Origin of the sequence: Actinospineispora acaciae DSM 45401, from assembly GCF_000620785.1 — a bacterium.
Classification (GTDB): domain Bacteria; phylum Actinomycetota; class Actinomycetes; order Mycobacteriales; family Pseudonocardiaceae; genus Pseudonocardia; species Pseudonocardia acaciae.
Genome location: NZ_JIAI01000002.1, coordinates 1,076,047 through 1,094,819, shown reverse-complemented (window position 1 = coordinate 1,094,819; position 18,773 = coordinate 1,076,047). Strand labels below are relative to the sequence as shown.

Annotated in this window: 15 protein-coding genes; 4 read left to right on the top strand and 11 right to left on the bottom strand. The window is 72.7% G+C overall.

Annotated features, from left to right (window positions below; all coding sequences use genetic code 11):
• Nucleotides 1-20 precede the first annotated feature (20 nt).
• Together N912_RS0114845 and N912_RS51965 are read right to left on the bottom strand one after the other, a co-directional pair.
• On the bottom strand, nt 21-1,283 hold the full coding sequence (locus tag N912_RS0114845; RefSeq protein ID WP_028923055.1) for an NAD(P)/FAD-dependent oxidoreductase: 1,263 nt from the start codon (nt 1,281-1,283) through the stop codon (nt 21-23).
• Between the two features lie 12 nt (nt 1,284-1,295).
• Nucleotides 1,296-2,627: an MFS transporter gene (locus tag N912_RS51965; RefSeq protein ID WP_156993573.1), complete on the bottom strand. Its 1,332-nt coding sequence runs from the start codon at nt 2,625-2,627 to the stop codon at nt 1,296-1,298.
• A 97-nt stretch (nt 2,628-2,724) separates the two neighbouring features.
• Here N912_RS51965 and N912_RS0114835 point away from each other — a divergent pair, with 97 nt between their 5' ends.
• The gene (locus tag N912_RS0114835) at nt 2,725-3,873 is read left to right on the top strand and encodes a CdaR family transcriptional regulator (RefSeq protein ID WP_169747877.1); all 1,149 of its coding nucleotides are present in this window, start codon (nt 2,725-2,727) and stop codon (nt 3,871-3,873) included.
• Here N912_RS0114835 and N912_RS0114830 read toward each other — a convergent pair.
• Nucleotides 3,865-5,151 (bottom strand): NlpC/P60 family protein, encoded by a 1,287-nt coding sequence (locus tag N912_RS0114830; RefSeq protein ID WP_051580186.1) that lies wholly within the window; start codon nt 5,149-5,151, stop codon nt 3,865-3,867. The genes N912_RS0114835 and N912_RS0114830 overlap by 9 nt on opposite strands.
• A gap of 280 nt (nt 5,152-5,431) precedes the next feature.
• Between N912_RS0114830 and N912_RS0114825 the strand changes: the two genes are divergently transcribed.
• A complete protein-coding gene (locus N912_RS0114825; protein ID WP_028923052.1) occupies nt 5,432-8,248 on the top strand; it encodes an aconitate hydratase in 2,817 nt (938 codons plus the stop codon).
• A 147-nt stretch (nt 8,249-8,395) separates the two neighbouring features.
• Here the strand turns inward: N912_RS0114825 and egtD are convergent, their stop codons facing one another.
• From egtD to egtA, 4 genes are read right to left on the bottom strand one after another with little or no spacing between them, the layout of a single operon-like run.
• The gene (gene egtD / locus N912_RS0114820; RefSeq protein WP_028923051.1) at nt 8,396-9,367 is read right to left on the bottom strand and encodes an L-histidine N(alpha)-methyltransferase; all 972 of its coding nucleotides are present in this window, start codon (nt 9,365-9,367) and stop codon (nt 8,396-8,398) included.
• On the bottom strand, nt 9,348-10,142 hold the full coding sequence (gene egtC, locus N912_RS51960) for an ergothioneine biosynthesis protein EgtC (protein ID WP_051580310.1): 795 nt from the start codon (nt 10,140-10,142) through the stop codon (nt 9,348-9,350). Before egtC ends, egtD begins: the two co-directional genes overlap by 20 nt.
• Before the next feature lie 5 nt (nt 10,143-10,147).
• Nucleotides 10,148-11,509 (bottom strand): ergothioneine biosynthesis protein EgtB, encoded by a 1,362-nt coding sequence (egtB, locus tag N912_RS0114810; protein WP_028923050.1) that lies wholly within the window; start codon nt 11,507-11,509, stop codon nt 10,148-10,150.
• Nucleotides 11,506-12,807: an ergothioneine biosynthesis glutamate--cysteine ligase EgtA gene (egtA, locus tag N912_RS51955; RefSeq protein WP_064745254.1), complete on the bottom strand. Its 1,302-nt coding sequence runs from the start codon at nt 12,805-12,807 to the stop codon at nt 11,506-11,508. Before egtA ends, egtB begins: the two co-directional genes overlap by 4 nt.
• 127 nt (nt 12,808-12,934) lie before the next feature.
• On the opposite strand from egtA, the gene N912_RS0114800 reads away from it, so the two are divergent.
• Entirely contained in the window at nt 12,935-13,507 is a 573-nt protein-coding gene (locus N912_RS0114800; protein ID WP_028923049.1) for a TetR/AcrR family transcriptional regulator, read from the top strand.
• On the opposite strand, the gene N912_RS0114795 is transcribed toward N912_RS0114800, so the two are convergent.
• The 3 genes from N912_RS0114795 to N912_RS60330 form a co-directional block, all read right to left on the bottom strand.
• Nucleotides 13,508-14,104, bottom strand: coding sequence for a DUF7711 family protein (locus tag N912_RS0114795; RefSeq protein WP_028923048.1), 597 nt, complete (start codon nt 14,102-14,104; stop codon nt 13,508-13,510).
• A gap of 85 nt (nt 14,105-14,189) precedes the next feature.
• Nucleotides 14,190-16,085, bottom strand: a complete 1,896-nt coding sequence (locus N912_RS51950) for an ABC transporter ATP-binding protein (protein ID WP_425415298.1) — start codon at nt 16,083-16,085, stop codon at nt 14,190-14,192.
• Between the two features lie 134 nt (nt 16,086-16,219).
• Nucleotides 16,220-16,810: a TetR/AcrR family transcriptional regulator gene (locus tag N912_RS60330; RefSeq protein ID WP_028923047.1), complete on the bottom strand. Its 591-nt coding sequence runs from the start codon at nt 16,808-16,810 to the stop codon at nt 16,220-16,222.
• Nucleotides 16,811-16,896: 86 nt separating this feature from the next.
• Here N912_RS60330 and N912_RS0114780 point away from each other — a divergent pair, with 86 nt between their 5' ends.
• Nucleotides 16,897-18,246 (top strand): MFS transporter, encoded by a 1,350-nt coding sequence (locus N912_RS0114780; protein WP_028923046.1) that lies wholly within the window; start codon nt 16,897-16,899, stop codon nt 18,244-18,246.
• A gap of 317 nt (nt 18,247-18,563) precedes the next feature.
• Here N912_RS0114780 and N912_RS0114775 read toward each other — a convergent pair whose 3' ends face one another.
• Complete coding sequence (locus N912_RS0114775; RefSeq protein ID WP_028923045.1) at nt 18,564-18,773, bottom strand: helix-turn-helix domain-containing protein; 210 nt, start codon at nt 18,771-18,773, stop codon at nt 18,564-18,566.

The window sequence follows — 18,773 nt, the reverse complement described above, 5'->3', positions numbered from 1 at the left end:
TCCCCGCACTCGCGTGTCGGTCAACCGGCCGCGCGGACGGCTCGGGCGAACCGCTCGGGCCGGAACTCCGGCACCCGCTCGCGCCGGCCGGAGACCAGCTCGGCGACCAGGGCTCCGGTGGACGGGCCGAGCGTCAGCCCCAGCATGTTGTGCCCGGTCGCCACGTAGGTGCTCCGATGCCCGGGCAGCCGGCCGATGAGCGGCAGCCCGTCCGGGGTCATCGGCCGGGCGCCCACCCACTCCGAGTGCCGACGCGACCAGTCGACACCGCGCAGGTACGGGCGCGCGGCGTTGACGATCGCGGCGATCCGGGCGTGGTTGAGCCGGTCGTGGTCGCGGTCGAGCTCCATGGTCCCGGCGATCCGCACGTGGCCGTCCATCGGTGTGACGGCCACCCGTGCGTCCTCCAGCTTGACCAGCCGGCTCGGCGGCTCGTCCCACCCGACGGAGAAGCTGTACCCCTTGCCCGGGAACAGGTTCAGCGCGATGCCGGCGCTCGCGCTGATCTCCGAGGTCCACACCCCCGCCGCGAGCACCGCGCGGTCGGCGGCGATCTCACCGACACTGCTGCCGACCACGACGCGCCCGCCGTCCTCGCGCACACCGCTGACCCGGGCGCCTTCGACGATCCGCACGCCGGACGCCTCCAGCACCGAGACCATGGCGTCGACGAACCGGGACGGGTCGACGGTCCACTCGTCGGTGATCTCGAACCCGGCCCGAGCCCCGTCCCCGAGGCAGGGCTCCCGCTCGGCCAGCTCCGCGGCGGTCAGCAGCCTCCCGGCGGTGGCACAGCCGTTGGCCCGCACCAGGTCCCGGACCCGGGCGGCGGAGCCGGCGGATCCGAAGACGTAGAGGTAGCCCTTCTTGTTGATCTCGACGTCCACCCCGGCGGCGCGCAGGTCGTCGAACCGGCGCAGCGCGTCGGCTCCGAGCAGGGCCAGCGCACGCACGCCCGCCCGGTAGCGGCTCGCGGTGGCGTTGACCAGGAACCGGGACAGGAACCTGACCAGCCCGGCGTTCGGTGACGGGTGGATGTGCAGCGCGGAGTCCGGCCGGTAAATCCCGGCGACGGCCGAGGACACCACGCCGGGGGCGGCGAGCGGCTGGGCCAGGGCCGGGCAGATCTCGCCCGCGTTGCCCCGCGCGGCGCCGCCGCCGAACCGGCTGCGCTCGACCAGGGTGACCTCGAAGCCCTCCCGCCGGAGGTAGTACGCGCTGCACAGCCCGATCAGGCCGGCACCGACGACAACGATCGACCTGGGGTGTGAGCCCCCGTCCATGAACATTCCTTCCTAGTGTGTTGCGCGGGTGCCGACGGACTCGCCGCTGGCCTCCTCGAGCGTCAGCCCGCGCGTCTCCGGCGCGAGGAAGTAGGAGCTGACCAGGCCGACCACGCAGACCGCCGCCCCCACCCCCATCGCGAGCTGGATGTTCGTGCTGAGCAGCAATGGAGCCCCGAATGTCCCGACGGCCGCGCCGATCCGGCTCATCCCGGTGGCGAAACCCCGTGCCGTGGCGCGTACCCGGGTGGGGAACAGCTCCGACGGGTACAGCGACTCCAGGCACTGCGCGGAGTACACGCCCAGCCCGAACAACACGAACAGCGCGATCACCAGCGCCGTCGGTGGGTTCGCGAGCGCCGCGAGCCCGCCCAGCGCCGCGGCCGCGACGCCGAAGCTCACCAGCAGCAGCTTGCGCCGCCCCCGGTTGACGAACAGCGCGCCGGACAGCGACCCGAAGACGAAGAAGACCTGCAGCACGGCGGCGCCGAGGTAGCTGCCCTCGCGCAGGCCGAAGGACTCCAGGATCGTCGGCTCGTACGTGCTGATCGCGTAGATGGGCAGCAGCTGGCAGGCCCAGAACAGGCAGACGAAGACGATCCGGCGGCGGTAGGGCGGCCTGAAGATCGTGCTGTAGCGGGTCGGCTCGCCCTCGTCGACGGCGATGTCCTCGATCCTGGCGTCCGGCCCGAGCATCTTGCGCAGCGCCGCGCCCGCCTCCGCCCGGCGCCCCTTGCTCAGCAGCCAGCGCGGTGACTCCGGCGTGCCCATCCGCAGGAACAGGATGAGCACCGACGGCACCACGCTCGACCCGAGCACCCACCGCCACACCTCGGGATCGTCGGTGCTCGACACGATCAGCCAGCCGGCGATGTAGGCGACCGCCGCCCCGACCGACCACATCGTGGCGAGCATGACCAGCAGCGGGCCACGGGAACGCTTCGGCGCGAACTCGGAGACCAGGGTGCTGGCGATCGCGAAGTCGGCGCCGATCGCAATGCCCATCAGCAGCCGCAGCACGATCAGCTGCCACGGCGAGGTGGCGAAGAACTGCAGCGTGGAGAGCACGATGAACGCGCCGATGTCGAACAGGTAGATCTTCTGCCGGCCCACCAGGTCGGTGACGTAGCCGAAGATCAGCCCGCCGAGGAACATCCCGACCAGCGCCGCCGAACCGATCAGGCCGGACTGCGCGCCGGTGAGCTGGAACTGTGCGCCGAGGAACGGCAGCGACACCCCGACGACGCTGAGGATGTAGCCGTCGCAGAACTCCCCTCCGCCCGCGTACAGCGTGATCAGCAACGGGGTGCGAGAGCGGCGTGGCGGCGTTGCCTTCGTCGTCATGCCGGGCGACGTTAGTGGCGCCGGTGAGGGCGGTCACTGTTCAAAGCAACTAGATTCTTCCGTTGTTGAACCGTATATCTTGTGTAACTTGAACAGGATGACAGCCATGGATCCCGCGATGCTGACCGTCGACCTCGCCACCGAGATCGCCACCGAGACCAGCGAGATCCTCGGTTACCGCGTCCTGATCACCGACAACGACGGGCTGGTCATCGGCAGCGGGGAACCGGAGCGGATCGGCACGCTGCACTCGCCGTCCATCGAGGTCGTGGCCACCCAGCGGGCCAGCAGCAGGACCCGCGCCGAGCTGGCCGACGCCGGCGTCAGGCCCGGCATCACCATGCCCATCACCATCGACGGCGCCACGATCGGCACTGTCGGCATCGCCGGACCGCCCAGGACCGTCCGCAAGCTCGGCCGCCTGGTGCAGCGGCAGACCGAGATCCTGCTCAGGGAGTCGCTCGCCCACCGCACCCGCGTGCTGCACGAGAACGCCGTCGCGCAACTGGTCCGCGACATCGTCATGTACGACGAGCGCGTGCTGGAGGAGCGAGTGCTGACCGCGCGCGCCGAGGAGCTGGGCTACGACCTCTCCGGCGACCGGGTCGCGATCACCGTCGAGCCCCGGGACGACAGGCGCCCCCTGCGCATCCAGGCCGTGCGCGAGGTGTTCCCCGGCCGGGAGGACATCGTCACCGAGCTCGCCCCCGAACGCTGCCTCGTGCTCCACCGGACCGGCCGCGCCCCTCGCGAGCGCCTGGTCGAACGGTGCCGGTCTGTGCTGGACACTCTGCGCCTGCGCGGCGGCTCGGACGTGCGCCTCGGGGTCGGCGGCATCGGGCGAGGCGTCACCGCGCTGTCGCGCTCCTGCGAGGAGGCCGGCAGTGCACTGCGCATCGGCACGCGGTGCTCACCCGGGGAAGCGGTCATCGACATCGAGGACGTTCGCGTGCACCAGATCGTCGAGTCCGTGCCCGCCCCGGTCCGGTCCGGGTTCGCCGAGCGTCAGCTGTCCGCGCTGCGTGCCAGGGGCGACTACGAGCACCTGCGCGCCACCGTCATCGCCTGGTGCACCGGCGGGTTCCACCTCGGCCGCACCGCCGCCCTGCTCAACGTGCACCGCAACACTGTCGTCTACCGGCTGGAGCGGATCGGCCAGCTCACCGGCACCGACATCCGGGAGCCTCGGCACGCGCTGGCCATGCACCTGGCCTGCCTCGCCGACCAGCTCGCCGGCTCAGAGTAGCCGGATGGCGTTCGGCATCAGGCCGTCGCCGTAGCGGACCGGGCTGATCCGCACCTTGCCGCCGGAGTACGGCGCCTCGATCATCTTGCCGTTGCCCAGGTAGAGCGCCACGTGGTGGATGTCGCTGCCGTCCGCCCAGAACAGCATGTCGCCCGGCTTGGCCTGCGAGACCGGCACCTTCTTGCCCTTGTTGTACTGGTAGCCGCTGTAGTGAGGCAGCCCGATGCCGGCCGCGCCGAACGCGTAGATCATCAGCCCGGAGCAGTCGAACCCGGTCTTGCGGAAGTCGCCGAACGAGTCGGCCACCCCGCCGTCCCTGATCCCCTTGGTCGGCCCCTTGGCGTTCCCGCCTCCCCACGCGTAGGGCTCGCCGATCTGCGACAGCGCCCTGTTGATCACGCCCTGGATGCCGGGGCCGCCGATCACCGGGCCGACGGCGCCGGCCGAGGTCAGCTGGGCCTGGTAGTCGAGGTAGCGCTGGCGCTGGGAGCGCAGGCCGGCGTCCTTCGCGGTCAGCTCGTCGAGCTGGCGCTCGATGCTCGCGCGCTGCGCGTCGACCTTCGCCAGCTCGGCCAGGCCGGCGTCCATGGCGGCCTTCGCGACGGCCACCGCGCTGTCGGCGGTCCGCTTGGCGCCGGCCGCCGAGGCCTCCTTGGCCTGCGCGTCCTCCTTGGCGGCCCTGGCCAGCGAGTCGGCGTTGGCCTTGCCGACCCTGGCGCGCTGCAGCGTGTCCAGCGCCGCGCGCTGCTGCTCGGCCACCGCGTCGTTGAACTCCGCGCGCCGGACCAGCTCGTCGGGGTTGGCCGCCTCCAGCAGCAGGCCGAACGAGCCGGCCTGCACACCCTGCTGGTAGGCGATGGCGATGAACTCGTCGACCTGGCGGTGCGCGCTCTCGATGGCGGCGGACGCGGCCTCGGTCTCGGTGTGGGTGGCCCGGGCCCGGGTCGCGGCCTCGGCGGCGGCCTCCTGCGCGGCCTGCAGGTCCACCAGCGCCTTGTTCGCACCCTCCTGGCGGGCCTCCAGCTTCGCGCCTAATCGGTCCGCCTCGGCCTGCACGCCCGCGAGCTGGTTGGTCAGCTTCCCGACCTGGCCGGCGGCCGCCGACACCTCGTTGCGGCTCTGCTCCAACTGCTGGTCGGACGGGTTGGGCGGCGGCGGTGTGGGCGGCGGCGGGTCGGCCAGCGCGACGCCGCCGCCCGCGAACACGCCACCGACCAGCAGCGCGGTCACCGTGACCACGGTCGCCACCTGCCGGGCATGCACGCGCAGCGCACGCACGAGACAACCCTCCACACGTCCGTGACGGAAACAGAGGGACTTTCTCACCCAGAGCACCGAAATCCCGGTACCGACACCACCTGACGACACAACTGTCACCGCGTGGGCGACGCCGACGTGGCGCTCCGGCTCGACACCCAAGCAGTACGCGCGTACTGTTTAGGTCAACGGGCCAGCGGTTGCCCGACTCGCCGCGTGCGACAGACTGCCCGAGACGCCCGTACCACCACCCGGCCCCGATCGGCCGATCGGGAACCGGCACCGCAGGAGAGGACGCGACGTGAGTGCGACAAACCCGGACAGCTTCGGCGCGCGCGGCACCCTGAGCGTCGGTGACGCCGAGCACGAGATCTTCCGGCTGTCCGCCGTGGCGGGCGCCGACCACCTGCCCTACAGCCTCAAGGTGCTGCTGGAGAACCTGCTGCGCACCGAGGACGGCGCCAACGTGACCGAGGCGCACATCAGGGCGCTCGCCGGCTGGGACCCGAACGCCGACCCGAGCACCGAGATCCAGTTCACCCCGGGCAGGGTGATCATGCAGGACTTCACCGGCGTGCCGTGCGTGGTCGACCTGGCCACCATGCGCGAGGCCGTCACCGAGCTGGGCGGCGACCCGTCCAAGGTCAACCCGCTGGCCCCCGCCGAGCTGGTCATCGACCACTCGGTGATCATCGACGTGTTCGGCCGGCCGGACGCCTTCGAGCGCAACGTGGAGTTCGAGTACGGCCGCAACCGGGAGCGCTACCAGTTCCTGCGCTGGGGCCAGGGAGCGTTCGACGAGTTCAAGGTCGTCCCGCCGGGCACCGGGATCGTGCATCAGGTCAACATCGAGCACCTGGCTCGCGTGGTCATGACCCGCAACGGCCAGGCCTACCCGGACACGCTGGTCGGCACCGACAGCCACACCACGATGGTGAACGGGCTGGGCGTGCTGGGCTGGGGCGTGGGCGGCATCGAGGCGGAGGCGGCCATGCTCGGCCAGCCGGTCTCGATGCTCATCCCCCGGGTGGTCGGCTTCAAGCTGACCGGCGAGATCCCGCCCGGCGCGACCGCCACCGACGTGGTGCTCACGATCACCGAGATGCTGCGCCGGCACGGCGTGGTCGGCAAGTTCGTGGAGTTCTACGGCGAGGGCGTGGCGGCGGTGCCGCTGGCCAACCGGGCCACCATCGGCAACATGAGCCCGGAGTTCGGCTCCACCTGCGCGATCTTCCCGATCGACGAGGAGACCGTGCGCTACCTGCGGTTCACCGGCCGCTCCGACGAGCAGATCGCGCTGGTCGAGGCGTACGCCAAGGAACAGGGGCTGTGGCACGACCCGGCGCACGAGGCGCGCTACTCCGAGACGCTGGAGCTGGACCTGTCGACGGTGGTGCCGTCCATCGCGGGCCCGAAGCGCCCGCAGGACCGGATCGCGCTGGCCGACTCCAAGCGAGCGTTCCGGAGCGTGCTCGGCGACTACGCCGAGGGCTCGCCCGCGCCGTCCACCTCGTCGGTGGACGAGGCGGGTCGGGAGAGCTTCCCGGCCAGCGACTCCCCGGCGCCCGTGGTCGGCGACAACGGCGACGGCATCCCCCGCCAGCCGATCTCGGCAGCGGCCGGGGCGCACGGGCGGATCAGCTCGCCGACGCACGTCACGCTGGACGGCGGGGCCGGCTTCGAGCTGGACCACGGCGCGGTGGTGATCGCCTCGATCACGTCGTGCACGAACACGTCCAACCCGTCGGTGATGCTGGGCGCGGCCCTGCTGGCGCGCAACGCGGTGGACGCCGGGCTCACCGTCAAGCCGTGGGTGAAGACCTCGCTGGCCCCGGGCTCGCAGGTGGTCACCGACTACTACGACAAGGCCGGGCTGTGGCCGTACCTGGAGAAGCTGGGCTACCACCTGGTCGGCTACGGCTGCACCACCTGCATCGGCAACTCCGGGCCGCTGGCGCCGGAGATCTCGGCGGCGGTCAACGACGCCGACCTCGCCGTGGTGTCGGTGCTGTCCGGGAACCGGAACTTCGAGGGCCGGATCAACCCGGACGTGAAGATGAACTACCTGGCCTCGCCGCCGCTGGTGATCGCGTACGCGCTGGCCGGGACCATGGACTTCGACTTCGAGAACGAGCCGCTGGGCGCCCGCCCCGACGGCTCGCCGGTGTTCCTGCGCGACATCTGGCCGAACCCGTCCGACGTGCAGAAGGTGATCGAGTCGGCGATCAGCCAGGACATGTTCACCAAGGACTACGCCGACGTGTTCAAGGGCGACGAGCGGTGGCGCTCGCTGCCCACCCCGGAGGGCAACGTCTTCGAGTGGGACGCGGCGTCCACCTACGTGCGCAAGCCCCCGTACTTCGAGGGCATGGAGGCTTCGCCGGCGCCGGTGCGGGACATCTCCGGGGCGCGGGTGCTGGCGCTGCTGGGCGACTCGGTGACGACCGACCACATCTCGCCGGCCGGGTCGATCAAGGAGGACTCGCCGGCCGGGCAGTACCTGCGCGGGCACGGCGTGGAGCGGCGGGACTTCAACTCCTACGGCTCGCGGCGCGGCAACCACGAGGTAATGATCCGGGGCACGTTCGCCAACATCCGGCTGCGCAACCTGCTGCTGGACGGGGTGAGCGGCGGCTACACCCGGGACTTCACGCTCGACGGCGGCCCGCAGGCGTTCATCTACGACGCGGCGCAGAACTACGCGGCCGCCGGGACGCCGCTGGTGGTGTTGGGTGGCAAGGAGTACGGCTCCGGCTCGTCGCGGGACTGGGCGGCCAAGGGCACCGCGCTGCTCGGGGTGCGGGCGGTGATCGTGGAGTCGTTCGAGCGGATCCACCGGTCGAACCTGATCGGCATGGGCGTGCTGCCGCTGCAGTTCCCGGCCGGCGAGTCGGCGGCGTCGCTGGGCCTGGACGGCACGGAGACGTTCGACATCAGCGGCGTGACCGGGCTGAACGACGGCTCCACCCCGGCCACCGTGCACGTCACCGCCACCCGCGCCGGCGCCGACCCGGTGGAGTTCGACGCGGTGGTCCGCATCGACACCCCCGGCGAAGCCGACTACTACCGCAACGGCGGCATCCTCCAGTACGTCCTGCGCCGCATGCTCGCCTCCTAACCCACCGACCGCGCCCGCCGGCGGTCTCCCACCCGCGAGTCGGGCGCCTGGGCACACTGAGTCGGGCGTTTGGGCACACGCCGGATGTGCTGAAACGCCCGACTCAGTGTGCTGACACGCCCGACTCGCGGGCGGTTTAGCGGGTGGTTAGCGGGCGGTGGCCAGGGTTAGGGCGAACCTTTCGGCGGGGTCGGTCCACCAGTCGGACACGGTGAAGCCGGCGGTGGTTAGTTCGGCGCGGACGGTTTCGGGGCGGAACTTGGCGGAGGTCTCGGTGCGGAGGTCCTCGCCTTCGGCGAACGTCACGTCCAGGTTCAGCTCGTGGATGTGCACGGTCATGGGCCGCTTGGCGCGCAGGCGCATCTCGATCCACTCGTTGTCGGCGTCCCAGAGGGCGACGTGGTCGAAGGCGTCGAGGTCGAAGTCGGCGTTCAGCTCGCGGTTGAGCACGCTCAGGACGTTGCGGTTGAAGTCGGCGGTCACCCCGTGCGGGTCGTCGTAGGCGGCCACCATGGTCGCCGGGTCGATCACCAGGCCGATGCCGAGCAGCAGCTGCTCCCCCGGCGCCAGCGCGTCGCGGACCGCGCGCAGGAACGCCGCCCGCTCGTCGGGCAACAGGTTGCCGATGGTGCCGCCGAGGAAGGCGAGCAGGCGCTTGCCCTCGGCGGGGATCCGGGGCAGGTGCGCGGTGAAGTCGCCGACGATGCCGTGCACGGCCAGCGACGGGTAGTCCTCCGCCAGCGCGGCGGTGGCCTCCCGCAGCGCGGCCTCGGAGACGTCCAGCGGCAGGTAGCCGCGCAGGGTGCCGGCCGCGCCGAGGGCGTCGAGCAGCAGCCGGGTCTTCTCCGAGGAGCCCGAGCCCAGCTCCACCAGGGCCTGCGCGCCGGATGCGGCGGCGATCTGGGTGGCGCGGGCGCGCAGGATCTCGCGCTCGGCGGCGAACGGGTAGTACTCGGCCAGCTCGGTGATCCGCTCGTACAGCTCGCTGCCGGTGGCGTCGTAGAACCACTTCGGCGGCAGCACCTTCGGGGTGGACGTCAGTCCGGCCCTGGCGTCGGACCGAAGCGCGGCCTGGCCGTCGGCTTCGGTCAGGTAGACGTCAAGCAGAGCGGTGGTCATGGGGCTCCTTGGAGTCGGTCGCGGCGAGGCGTTCGATGGGCTGGTGCTCGGCGTGGCCCGGCCGGGCCACCAGCAGGTGGCGGTCGGGCACCGGCGCCCAGTCGGGCAACTCGTCGTGCGGTTCGGAGGCGACGGTCACGGCGTCCGGCTCGACGCGGACCGTCAGGGAGTGTTTCCACGCCGTGGCGTATCCGACGGCACCGTCGGTGAGCAGCAGGTTCAGCTTGGAGCCCGGGGCGGCGGCCGCCACCTCACGGACCAGGCCGGCCAGCACGTCGGCCGGGTCGGCGCCGTCGCGCAGCCGGTGCCTGACCAGCGCCCAGAGCAGCGCCGCGTCGGTCGGCGCGTCCAGCGTGAGCAGGTCGGTGACCGGGAGCTCGGCGGCCAGCCCGGCCACCGAGAACGGCCAGCCGATGACCACGCCGTTGTGGCTGAACAGCCAGTGCCCGTCGGTGAACGGCGCGCTGGCGGTGCTCACCACGGGCATCCCGACGGTGGCCGACCGGACGGCGGCGAGCATCGCGCCGGCCTCGGTGGCCGCCGCGAGCTCGGCGAACGACGGGTCGGCCCACAGCGGGCGGTCGCCTCGGTACCGCGTGGGCGGGCGCCCGGAGCCGGCCGGGTACCAGCCGGCTCCGAACCCGTCGGCGTTGATCGTCCCGCCGCCGCGCATGTCCCGGGGCGCGTAGGACTGCCGCAGCAGCCCGTACTCCGGGGCGAGGATCAGATCGGCCAGTGGGCGCGGTGGCCCCAGGTAGACCAGGTGACGGCACACGCGCGCTACCCGGACGCCTCGGTGGGCGTGGCGTCGCGCGCGCACCGGAACCCGGAGAAGATCTGCCGGCGGATCGGGTGGTCCCAGTTGCGGAACGTGCCGCGCACCGCCACCGGGGCCGCGCCGAACGAGCCGCCGCGCAACACCCGGTAGTCACCGCCGAAGAACACCTCGGAGTACTCCGGGTACGGGAACATCTGGAAGCCCGGGTACGGGTGCCAGCCCGAGGACGTCCACTCCCAGACGTCACCGATCAACTGGTGCACGCCCAGCGGCGAGGCGCCCGCCGGGTACGCCCCGACCGGGGCCGGGCCGAGGTGGCGCTGGCCCAGGTTGGCCCGCCCGGGGGTCGGGTCGCCGTCGCCCCAGGGGAACCGGCGGGACCGCCCGGTCGCCGGGTCCCAGCGGGCGGCCTTCTCCCACTCCGCCTCGGTGGGCAGCCGCTTGCCGGCCCACGCCGCGTAGGCCTGGGCCTCGTGGAAGCAGACGTGCACCACCGGCTCGTCCGCCGCGACCGGTTCCAGCACGCCGAACCGGCGCCGCCACCACCGCCGGTCGGAGTCGCGCTCCCAGAACCGGGGCGCGACCAGCCCGGCGTCGCGCCGGTGCCGCCAGCCCGCGTCGCTCCACCAGCGCGGGTCGTCGTAGCCGCCGGCCTCGATGAACTCGGCGTACTGACCGTTCGTGACCGGCGCCGCGTCGATCACGTACGCGGGCAGCTCCACCCGGTGCGCCGGCCGCTCGTTGTCCAGCGCCCACGGCTCGGTCGAGGTGCCCATGGTGAACGGCCCGGCCGGCACCAGCACCTCCGCCGGCACCGGGGCGCCCTGCGAAGGGGGCGGCGGCGCGGCGTGCAGCACCGGGGCGCCCTCCCGGAGCTGGTGGGTGGCCAGCATCGTCTCGTCGTGCTGCTGCTCGTGCTGGGCGATCATCCCGAAGGCGAACGCGTGCTCCTCCAGCCGGCGCCCGCGCAGCGAGCTGTGCGCCAGCGCGTCCAGGGCCTTGTCCCTGACCTCGGCGACGTAGGTCCTGGTCTCCGGTGGGGTGAGCAGCGGCAGGTCCACCCGGCTGGCCCTGGAGTGCTGGAACGCGTCGTAGAGCCCGTCGATCTCCGGGCGCAGCGGCTCGCGGCCGCCCACGTCGCGCACCAGCCACAGCTCCTCCTGGCTGCCGATGTGCGCCAGGTCCCAGACCAGCGGCGACATCAGCGGCGAGTGCTGGCGGACCAGGTCGGCCTCGTCGACGGACTCGGTGAGCAGCGCGCTGCGGGCCCGGGCCTGGGCCAGCTCGGCGGCCACCCGGGTGCGCAGCGCCTCCTCGGTCAGGGTGGCGAGCGGGTGGGTTGGCGTCTCGTGCTGGGTCGTCACGGCGACCCTCCTGTCATCTCGAAGTCTGTGGTGTCGTCGGCGGGACATCGGCCCCGCATCACGCGCTCGACGGCCCCGTCCACCAGCTCGCGGACCGGGCCGGGTCCGATCAGCGCCGGCAACGCCGCGCTGGCCAGGGCGAACACCGTGCGGGCCGCCCTGGCCAGCTTCGGGTCGTCCAGGCCCTGTCGGGCCGCCGTGACCCAGGCGCCGGCCACCGGCAGGCTGGCCTCCAGGGCCGCCGACGTGGTGGCCGTGCTGGACAGCAGCGCGGCGACCACCGCCAGCGGCACCACCCACTCCGGCCCCGCCTGCGCGTCCAGGTAGCGCACCTCGACGTGGCCGTGCGGGCGCACCGGCGGGAACAGGGTGGACAGGTGCAGGTCGAGGTCCTCGGTGGTCGGCGGCTCCGGGAGCGCCCCGGCCAGCCAGTCGGTGAAGGTGACGCCCGGCGGCACGTCCCAGCCGCCCGGCCGGCGTCGGCAGATCAGCCCGGCCTCCATGGCCCGCCGGGCGTAGCCGGCGACCGGGTCGGCGGAGGACAGCTCCGGCGGGGCGGTGCGCGGCGGGTCGATGGCCAGCCAGCAGGCCATCCGGGAGGACTTCCACCCGGTGCGCCGACCGTGCAGCCTCGGTGAGTTGGCGAACGCTGCCACCAGCACCGGCCCCAGCGCGTGCAACGCCATCCAGCGCAGCCCCAGGTCGGCCCGTTCGCCCAGGTCGAGGCAGGGTTGGACGGCGGCGGTGGAACACATCATGCTGCGGCCCTCGGTGCCGCGCCGGTCGAAGGCGGCCTCCATGGCCGTGTACCGAGGGATGGTCAGCACCCGATGGGCGGGAAGGTCCGGGTCGGCCGCGTACCGGCGCGGATACAGACGGTGACGGCCGAGGCGGTCGTGAAGGTCGGCGGCGTCGGACTCGACGGCGGTGACGAGTGAGCCGAGGTCCTCGAAGGGACGGCTGGCGAGCTCAACCTGGCCGCCGGGTTCGACGGTGACGGTTGAGCCGGATGGCAACGGAAGTGCCGGAGAGAGCGGGTCGAGCGTTCGTGGGGTATGGGGTCCGAGTGCGGAGACGAGCGTTGTCGCGTCGAGCGGAGCGGGCGGGATGCTGGGGGGCTCCGCTCGACGCGCGAGTAACCACTCCAGCTCTACGCCCAGCAACCGGGGCGGGCCGTGCTTGAAACAGACCGAGGCGACGTACGCCTCGGCCTCCTCGCGGCTGCGGAGCACCCGCACCGCGCGCTCGGCGAGGCCGCCCTGGTCCTTGGGGACCTTGGCGGCCGCCTTGGGTGACATCACGAACCACCCCCAGAAGAGTGAGACCCGGCAATCGACGCTACACAAGGCCACCGACAAAAGCAGGCGCCGCTGACGCGCCTCTGAGAGTCCGTACATACGGCGTCCTAGCGGCTACGCTGGGTAGATGCCTCGCGTCAGCGCCGGCCACCTGGCCGCCCGTCGGGAGCAGATCCTGGACGGGGCGCGGGCCTGTTTCAGCCGCCACGGCTACGAGGGCGCCACCGTACGCCGGCTCGAGCAGGCCACCGGGCTGTCCCGGGGCGCGATCTTCCACCACTTCCGGGACAAGGACTCGCTGTTCCTGGAGCTGGCCCGGCAGGACGCCGACCGGATGGCCCGGGTGGTGGCCGAGCAGGGGCTGGTTCAGGTCATGCGGGACGTGCTGGCCGACGCGGCCGGCGGCGGGTCCGGGATCAGCTGGCTGGGCACCCGGCTGGAGGTGTCGCGGCGGCTGCGCACCGACCCGATGTTCCGGGCGGACTGGGAGCAGCAGTCCCACCAGCTCACCGAGGCGGTGCGGGGACGGCTGGCGCGCCAGCGGGAGGCCGGCAACGTGCGCCCCGACGTGCCGATACCGGTGCTCGCCCGCTACCTGGAGCTGGCCTTCGAGGGGCTGGTGTCCCACCTGGCGATGGGCCTGCCGGTCGACGACCTGCGCTCGGTGCTGGACGTGGTGGAGAACAGCGTGCGCGCCTGACTATCCGTTGACGGCGTGGTCGATCTCACGCAGCGCCCGTGACGCCCGCCACAGGTGGTCCTCGGGATAGGTGCCCTGGCCCTTGTGCTCGCGGCGCCAGGCGTGCTCGTGGTACCTGTCCAGCACCTCGTCCAGGTGCGTGCGGGCCACCTCGCGCTCGACCAGCAGCTGTGCGCGCAGCTCGTCGGCCGTGGGCTCCACCACGGGCGTGACCGAGTCCGCGCACAGCACGTCGATGGCCTTCTCGTCCAGCCCGCCCGCGTCGGTCCAGAACCGCACCACCCGCCGGTGCCGCACGTTCCAGGCCGGCCACGCGGACGGACGGTGACACCAGACGACCGGGCGCTTGTCCAGCCGGAGCCGGTCGGCGACCAGCTCGGCGGCCGGGTGCAGCGCCAGCCACGGCAGCTCGTCGGGCGGCAGGTCGAACACCAGCACCACGCCCACCCACTCCAGGGTGCGCGCATCGCTGACCAGGTCGCCGGCCGCCCACATGGACGTCAGCGACCATTCCGACGACTCCTGACGCAACCGCGTGTCGTCGCTCGCCTGCGCGGCCATCTCGACGAGGTGGCGCACCGCGTTCTCCCGTTTCACGCCGACTCCTTCATGACGGCTCGCAGACGGAGTTCGTGACCGGCAGCGAGGCTACCGCCCGAGGGCGGTTCCGGGCCGGTGTTTACTAAGCGGCCGCGGGCGCCGGCTCGTTACCTCCCGACACGACCTCACCCGCCCGGCCGGAGAACTGCCGGCGGTACAGCGCCGCGTACCGGCCGCCGGCGGCCAGCAGCCGCTCGTGGCTGCCGCGCTCCACGATCCGCCCGTGCTCCACCACCGCGATCAGGTCGGCGCCCTGGACGGTGGACAGCCGGTGCGCGATGACCAGCGCGGTCCGCCCGTGCAGGGCCTCGGCCAGCGCCTCCTGCACGGCGGCCTCGGACTCCGAGTCCAGGTGCGCGGTGGCCTCGTCCAGGACGACCACGGCCGGGCGGGCCAGCAGCAGCCGCGCGATGGTCAGCCGCTGGCGCTCCCCGCCGGAGAGCCGGTAGCCGCGCTCGCCGACCACGGTGTCCAGCCCGTCGGGCAGCGAGTCCAGCAGCTCGCCGAGCCGGGCCCGCCGCATGGCCTCGACCAGCTCGTCGTCGGTGGCCTCCGGCCGGGCGTAGCGCAGGTTGGCCCGGATGGTGTCGTGGAACAGGTGGCCGTCCTGGGTCACCACGCCAACCGTGTCCCTGATCGACTCCAGGGTCAGGTCCCGCACGTCCACCCCGTTCAGCTCGACGGCGCCGGAGCCGACGTCGTAGAGCCGGGGCACCAGGCCGGCCAGCGTGGACTTCCCGGCGCCCGAGGAGCCGACCAGCGCGACCAGCGACCCGGCCGGCACGTCCAGGTCGACCCCGTGCAGCACCTCCTCGCCGCCCCTGGTGTCCAGCGTGGCGACTTCCTCCAATGACGCCAGTGATACCTCGGAGGCCGAGGGGTAGCCGAACCGCACGTCGCGCAGCCGCACCGACACGGGTCCCTTGGGAACGGCCCGCGCGTCCGGTTTCTCGGTGATCATCGGGCGCAGGTCGAGCACCTCGAAGACCCGCTCGAAGGAGACCAGCGCGCCCATGATGTCCACCCGCGCGTTGGAGAGCTGGGTCAGCGGCGCGTACAGCCGCGACAGCAGCAGCGCCAGGCTCACCACCGTGCCGGGCGCGATCCGCCCGGTCACCGCCATCCAGCCGCCCAGCCCGTAGACCAGCGCCTGGGCCAGCGCGGAGACCAGGCTCAGCGAGGTGAGGAAGACCCGGGACACCATCGCGGTGCGCACCCCGATGTCGCGCACCCTGGCCGCCCTGGAGCCGAACTCGCCGACCTCCCGCTCCGGGCGGCCGAACAGCTTCACCAGGGTGGCGCCCGGCGCGGAGAACCGCTCCGCCATCTGCGTGGTCATCTCGGCGTTCAGGTCGGCGGACTCGCGGCGCAGCGCGGCGATTGTGACGCCCATCCGCCGCGCCGGCAGCAGGAACACCGGTAGGAGCACCAGCGCCAGCAGCGTGACCTGCCAGGCCAGGCCGATCATGACGGCCAGCGCCAGCACGAGCTGGATGACGTTGGACACCAGGCTCGCGAGGGTGTCCGTGATCGCCGACTGTGCGCCGATCACGTCGTTGTTGAGCCGGCTGACCAGCGCGCCGGTGCGGGTGCGGGTGAAGAACGCCACCGGCATCCGCTGCACGTGCCCGAACACCGCCCGGCGCAGGTCAAGGATCAGGCCCTCGCCGATCCGGGCGGACAGCCAGCGGGTGACCAGCCCGATCCCGGCGTCCAGCACGGCCAGCCCGGCGATCGCGCCGGCCAGGGTGAGCACCGTCCGCGCCGCATCCGACAACCCGCCGGCGTTGACGATCGCGTCCACCACCTGCCCGGCCAGCACCGGGGTGAGCACGCCGATCACCGCCGAGACCACCGTGAACAGCAGGAACACCAGGATCTGACGGCGGTACGCGGCGGCGAACCGCCAGATCCGGCGCAGCGTGCCCTTCGGCACCGACCGGTTCCCCAGCTCGCCGGCCCGCGCCGCCGCCCGCATCATCGTCCAGCCGCTCACGCCGTCCATGGCGCCACCCGCTTCCGCATCACTCGTCCGCCCCGGCGAACGCGCCGAACACCGCATTCCTTCCACCGAGTGTTCAACCTCAACTATTGTCGAGGTCAAGCGGTCGCTCAGCGGGCGCTCACGAGCGTGGCGCGCAGCACGGTCGTCAGGTGCTGGGCGTAGCGGTCGGGTGACCAGCCCCGGTCGACGGTGAGCCGTTCGAAGACCTCCAGCGCGGACAGCGCGTAGAGCAGGTCGGTCGCGACGTCCTGCGTGAGCGCGGCGGCGAGCAGGCCCGAGGAGTGCAGGGCGGCCACGATCTCGGCGGCGTCGTCGCGCTGGCCTTGGCGGGCGAAGTAGTCGCGCGCGCCGGCGTCCGGGTCAGTGTGCGCCATGGCGTCGACGGCGTGCGCCATCGCCCGGATGCGGGGGGCGTAGCGGGCCAGGTGCCGGGCCCATTCGTCGAGCTTGCGCACCGGGTCCGGCTCGGCGCGCACCGGCGCCAGCGAGCCGGCCAGGTCCTCGACCTCGGCGACGTGCGCGAACAGCGCCAGCAGTAGCTCGGTCCGGGTGGAGAAGTGCAGGTAGACGGCGCGGCGGGTGCGACCGGCGCGCTCGGCGACCTCGGCCATGGTGAGCGCGGCCAGGCCGTCGCGCTCGACCAGCTCGCGCGCGGCGGACAGCAGCGCGGCCCGGGTACGCCGGCCTCGGGCGTTCATGCGGCGACTCCTCTGGGCGGGTAGCGAAACTTCACATCGCGTGTAGTTTAGTAATTACACAGGGCGTGTAGTTACTTGGAGGTCGGATGTCGGTCGTCGAGGACGCCCGGGGCAACAGGTGGTGGCCGGTGGTGGGTGCCGGGATGGCGGTGTTCATGGCGGGGGTGGACACTAGCGCGGTCGCGGTGGCGCTGCCGGCGATCACCGAGGACCTGGGTTCGGCGGTCGCGCTGGGCCAGTGGGTGGTGCTCGGGTACCTGCTGCCGTTGATCGGGCTCGCGCTGCCGGTCGGGCGCTGGGTCGACCGGGTGGGCAGGCGCGCGGCGTTCACCTTCGGCGCGGGCGGGTTCGCGGTGGCCAGCGCGCTGGTCGGGGTGGCGCCGGGGCTGGGCTGGCTGGTCGCCGCGCGGGTGGCGCAGGGTGCGTTCGGCGCGATGCTGTTCTCGCTCACCCCGGTGCTGCCGGCGGTGATGGTGCGGCCGGAGGCCCGAGGGCGGGCGATGGCGGTGGTGACCACCGTCGGGCCGCTGGGGTTGATCGCCGGGCCGGCGGTGGGCGGCGCGCTGGTCGGGACGCTCGACTGGCCGTGGATCTTCTATCTGAACGTGCCGGTTGCGGCGGTCGCTATCGCCATGGTGCGGGTCGGCATGCCCGACGACGGGCCGCTGCGCGCGCCGCGCCGGGCCTGGCTGGTGGAGGCCGGGCTGCTCGGGTCCGCGTCCGCCTCGGTGCTGCTGGGGCTGTCGCTGGCGGCGGCCGACGGGCTCGGCTGGCTCGCGGTGGTGGGGGTCGCGGCGCTTCCGCTGGCCGCCTGGACGCGGCTGCCCTCGGCCGGTCCGGTGGTGGCGCTGGTGCGCGCGCCCGGCCTGGCCGGCCCGCTGCTGGCGCTGCTCGCCGCCATGCTCCCGATCGGGCTGGTCCAGTTCGTCGCGCCGTTCTACCTGCAGGGGGTGCTCGGCGAGCCGGTCGCGGTGGTCGGCCTGACGCTGCTCGCGTTCGCGGTGGCCACCGCGGCGGCCGGGCCGATCGGCGGCGTGCTGGCCGACCGCTGGGGCGCCAGGAGGACCGCCCTCGCGGGGGCGGTGCTCGCGGCGCTGGGCGTCGGGCTGCTGGCCCCGCTGGACGCGGAGTGGGCGCCGGGCGACGTGGCGTGGCGGCTGGCCGTGCTCGGCGCCGGGGCCGGGTTGTTCAACGGACCGAACCTGGCGGCCGCCATGGCGGCCACCCCACCCCGGCTGCTCGCCACCGCGGCCTCGGCCACCAGCATGGCCCGCCAGCTCGGCATCGCGCTCGGGCCGGCGGTCGCGACGGTGTCCTGGGCGCTGTCCGGCTACACCCCGACCGGCATGCGCACAGCCGTCGGCATCGCCTGCGCCACCGCGCTACTGGCCGTCCCGGCGCTCACCGCACGCCGCTCACCGACCCGGTCGGAATGAATTCCTCCGGCCGCGGTGCGCGCACGAAACCGAGAATGCGACTTAGCTCTCACTCAGTGGAATCGGATCGGACAATCCGCTCGCGCGCACAGGATCCGCACAGGATCGGTACGCGTGGATGTACATCCGAAGCCCGAGCAAGGCATTCTTGCCACTGATTGGCAAGTCAACAATTGCGTGCGGCGGGCGAACCACCCGGTCAGCCCGGCCGCCACAGCACAGCGCGACCCACACCGAGACGAAGCCGAACAGCGCGCCGAGCGCTCCTCAGCCCCGCCGGCGAGTGAGGCGAGAACACGTCACGTGTGGTCCGCGACCTACTTCTTCTTGGTGCGGGTGGCCCCGCCCCGGCCGCGCAGCTGTACCCCCGTTTCGCTCAGAACACGATGAACGAAGCCGTACGAGCGCCCGGTCTGCTCGGCAAGCGCCCGGATGCTGGCGCCCTTCTCGTACTTCTTCTTCAGGTCGTTGGCTAACTTGTCGCGCTGGGTGCCTGTGATGCGAGCACCCTTCTTCAGGTCGGCCAC

Excerpts from the sequence above, each read along its gene's own strand:
- N912_RS0114835 (WP_169747877.1), top strand. The coding sequence starts at position 2,725 with ATGACAGCCATGGATCCCGCGATGCTGACCGTCGACCTCGCCACCGAG.
- N912_RS0114845 (WP_028923055.1), bottom strand. The coding sequence starts at position 1,283 with ATGGACGGGGGCTCACACCCCAGGTCGATCGTTGTCGTCGGTGCCGGC.
- N912_RS0114780 (WP_028923046.1), top strand. The coding sequence starts at position 16,897 with ATGTCGGTCGTCGAGGACGCCCGGGGCAACAGGTGGTGGCCGGTGGTG.
- egtD (WP_028923051.1), bottom strand. The coding sequence starts at position 9,367 with ATGACCACCGCTCTGCTTGACGTCTACCTGACCGAAGCCGACGGCCAG.
- N912_RS0114800 (WP_028923049.1), top strand. The coding sequence starts at position 12,935 with ATGCCTCGCGTCAGCGCCGGCCACCTGGCCGCCCGTCGGGAGCAGATC.
- egtA (WP_064745254.1), bottom strand. The coding sequence starts at position 12,807 with ATGTCACCCAAGGCGGCCGCCAAGGTCCCCAAGGACCAGGGCGGCCTC.
- N912_RS51965 (WP_156993573.1), bottom strand. The coding sequence starts at position 2,627 with ATGACGACGAAGGCAACGCCGCCACGCCGCTCTCGCACCCCGTTGCTG.
- N912_RS51950 (WP_425415298.1), bottom strand. The coding sequence starts at position 16,085 with ATGCGGGCGGCGGCGCGGGCCGGCGAGCTGGGGAACCGGTCGGTGCCG.
- N912_RS60330 (WP_028923047.1), bottom strand. The coding sequence starts at position 16,810 with ATGAACGCCCGAGGCCGGCGTACCCGGGCCGCGCTGCTGTCCGCCGCG.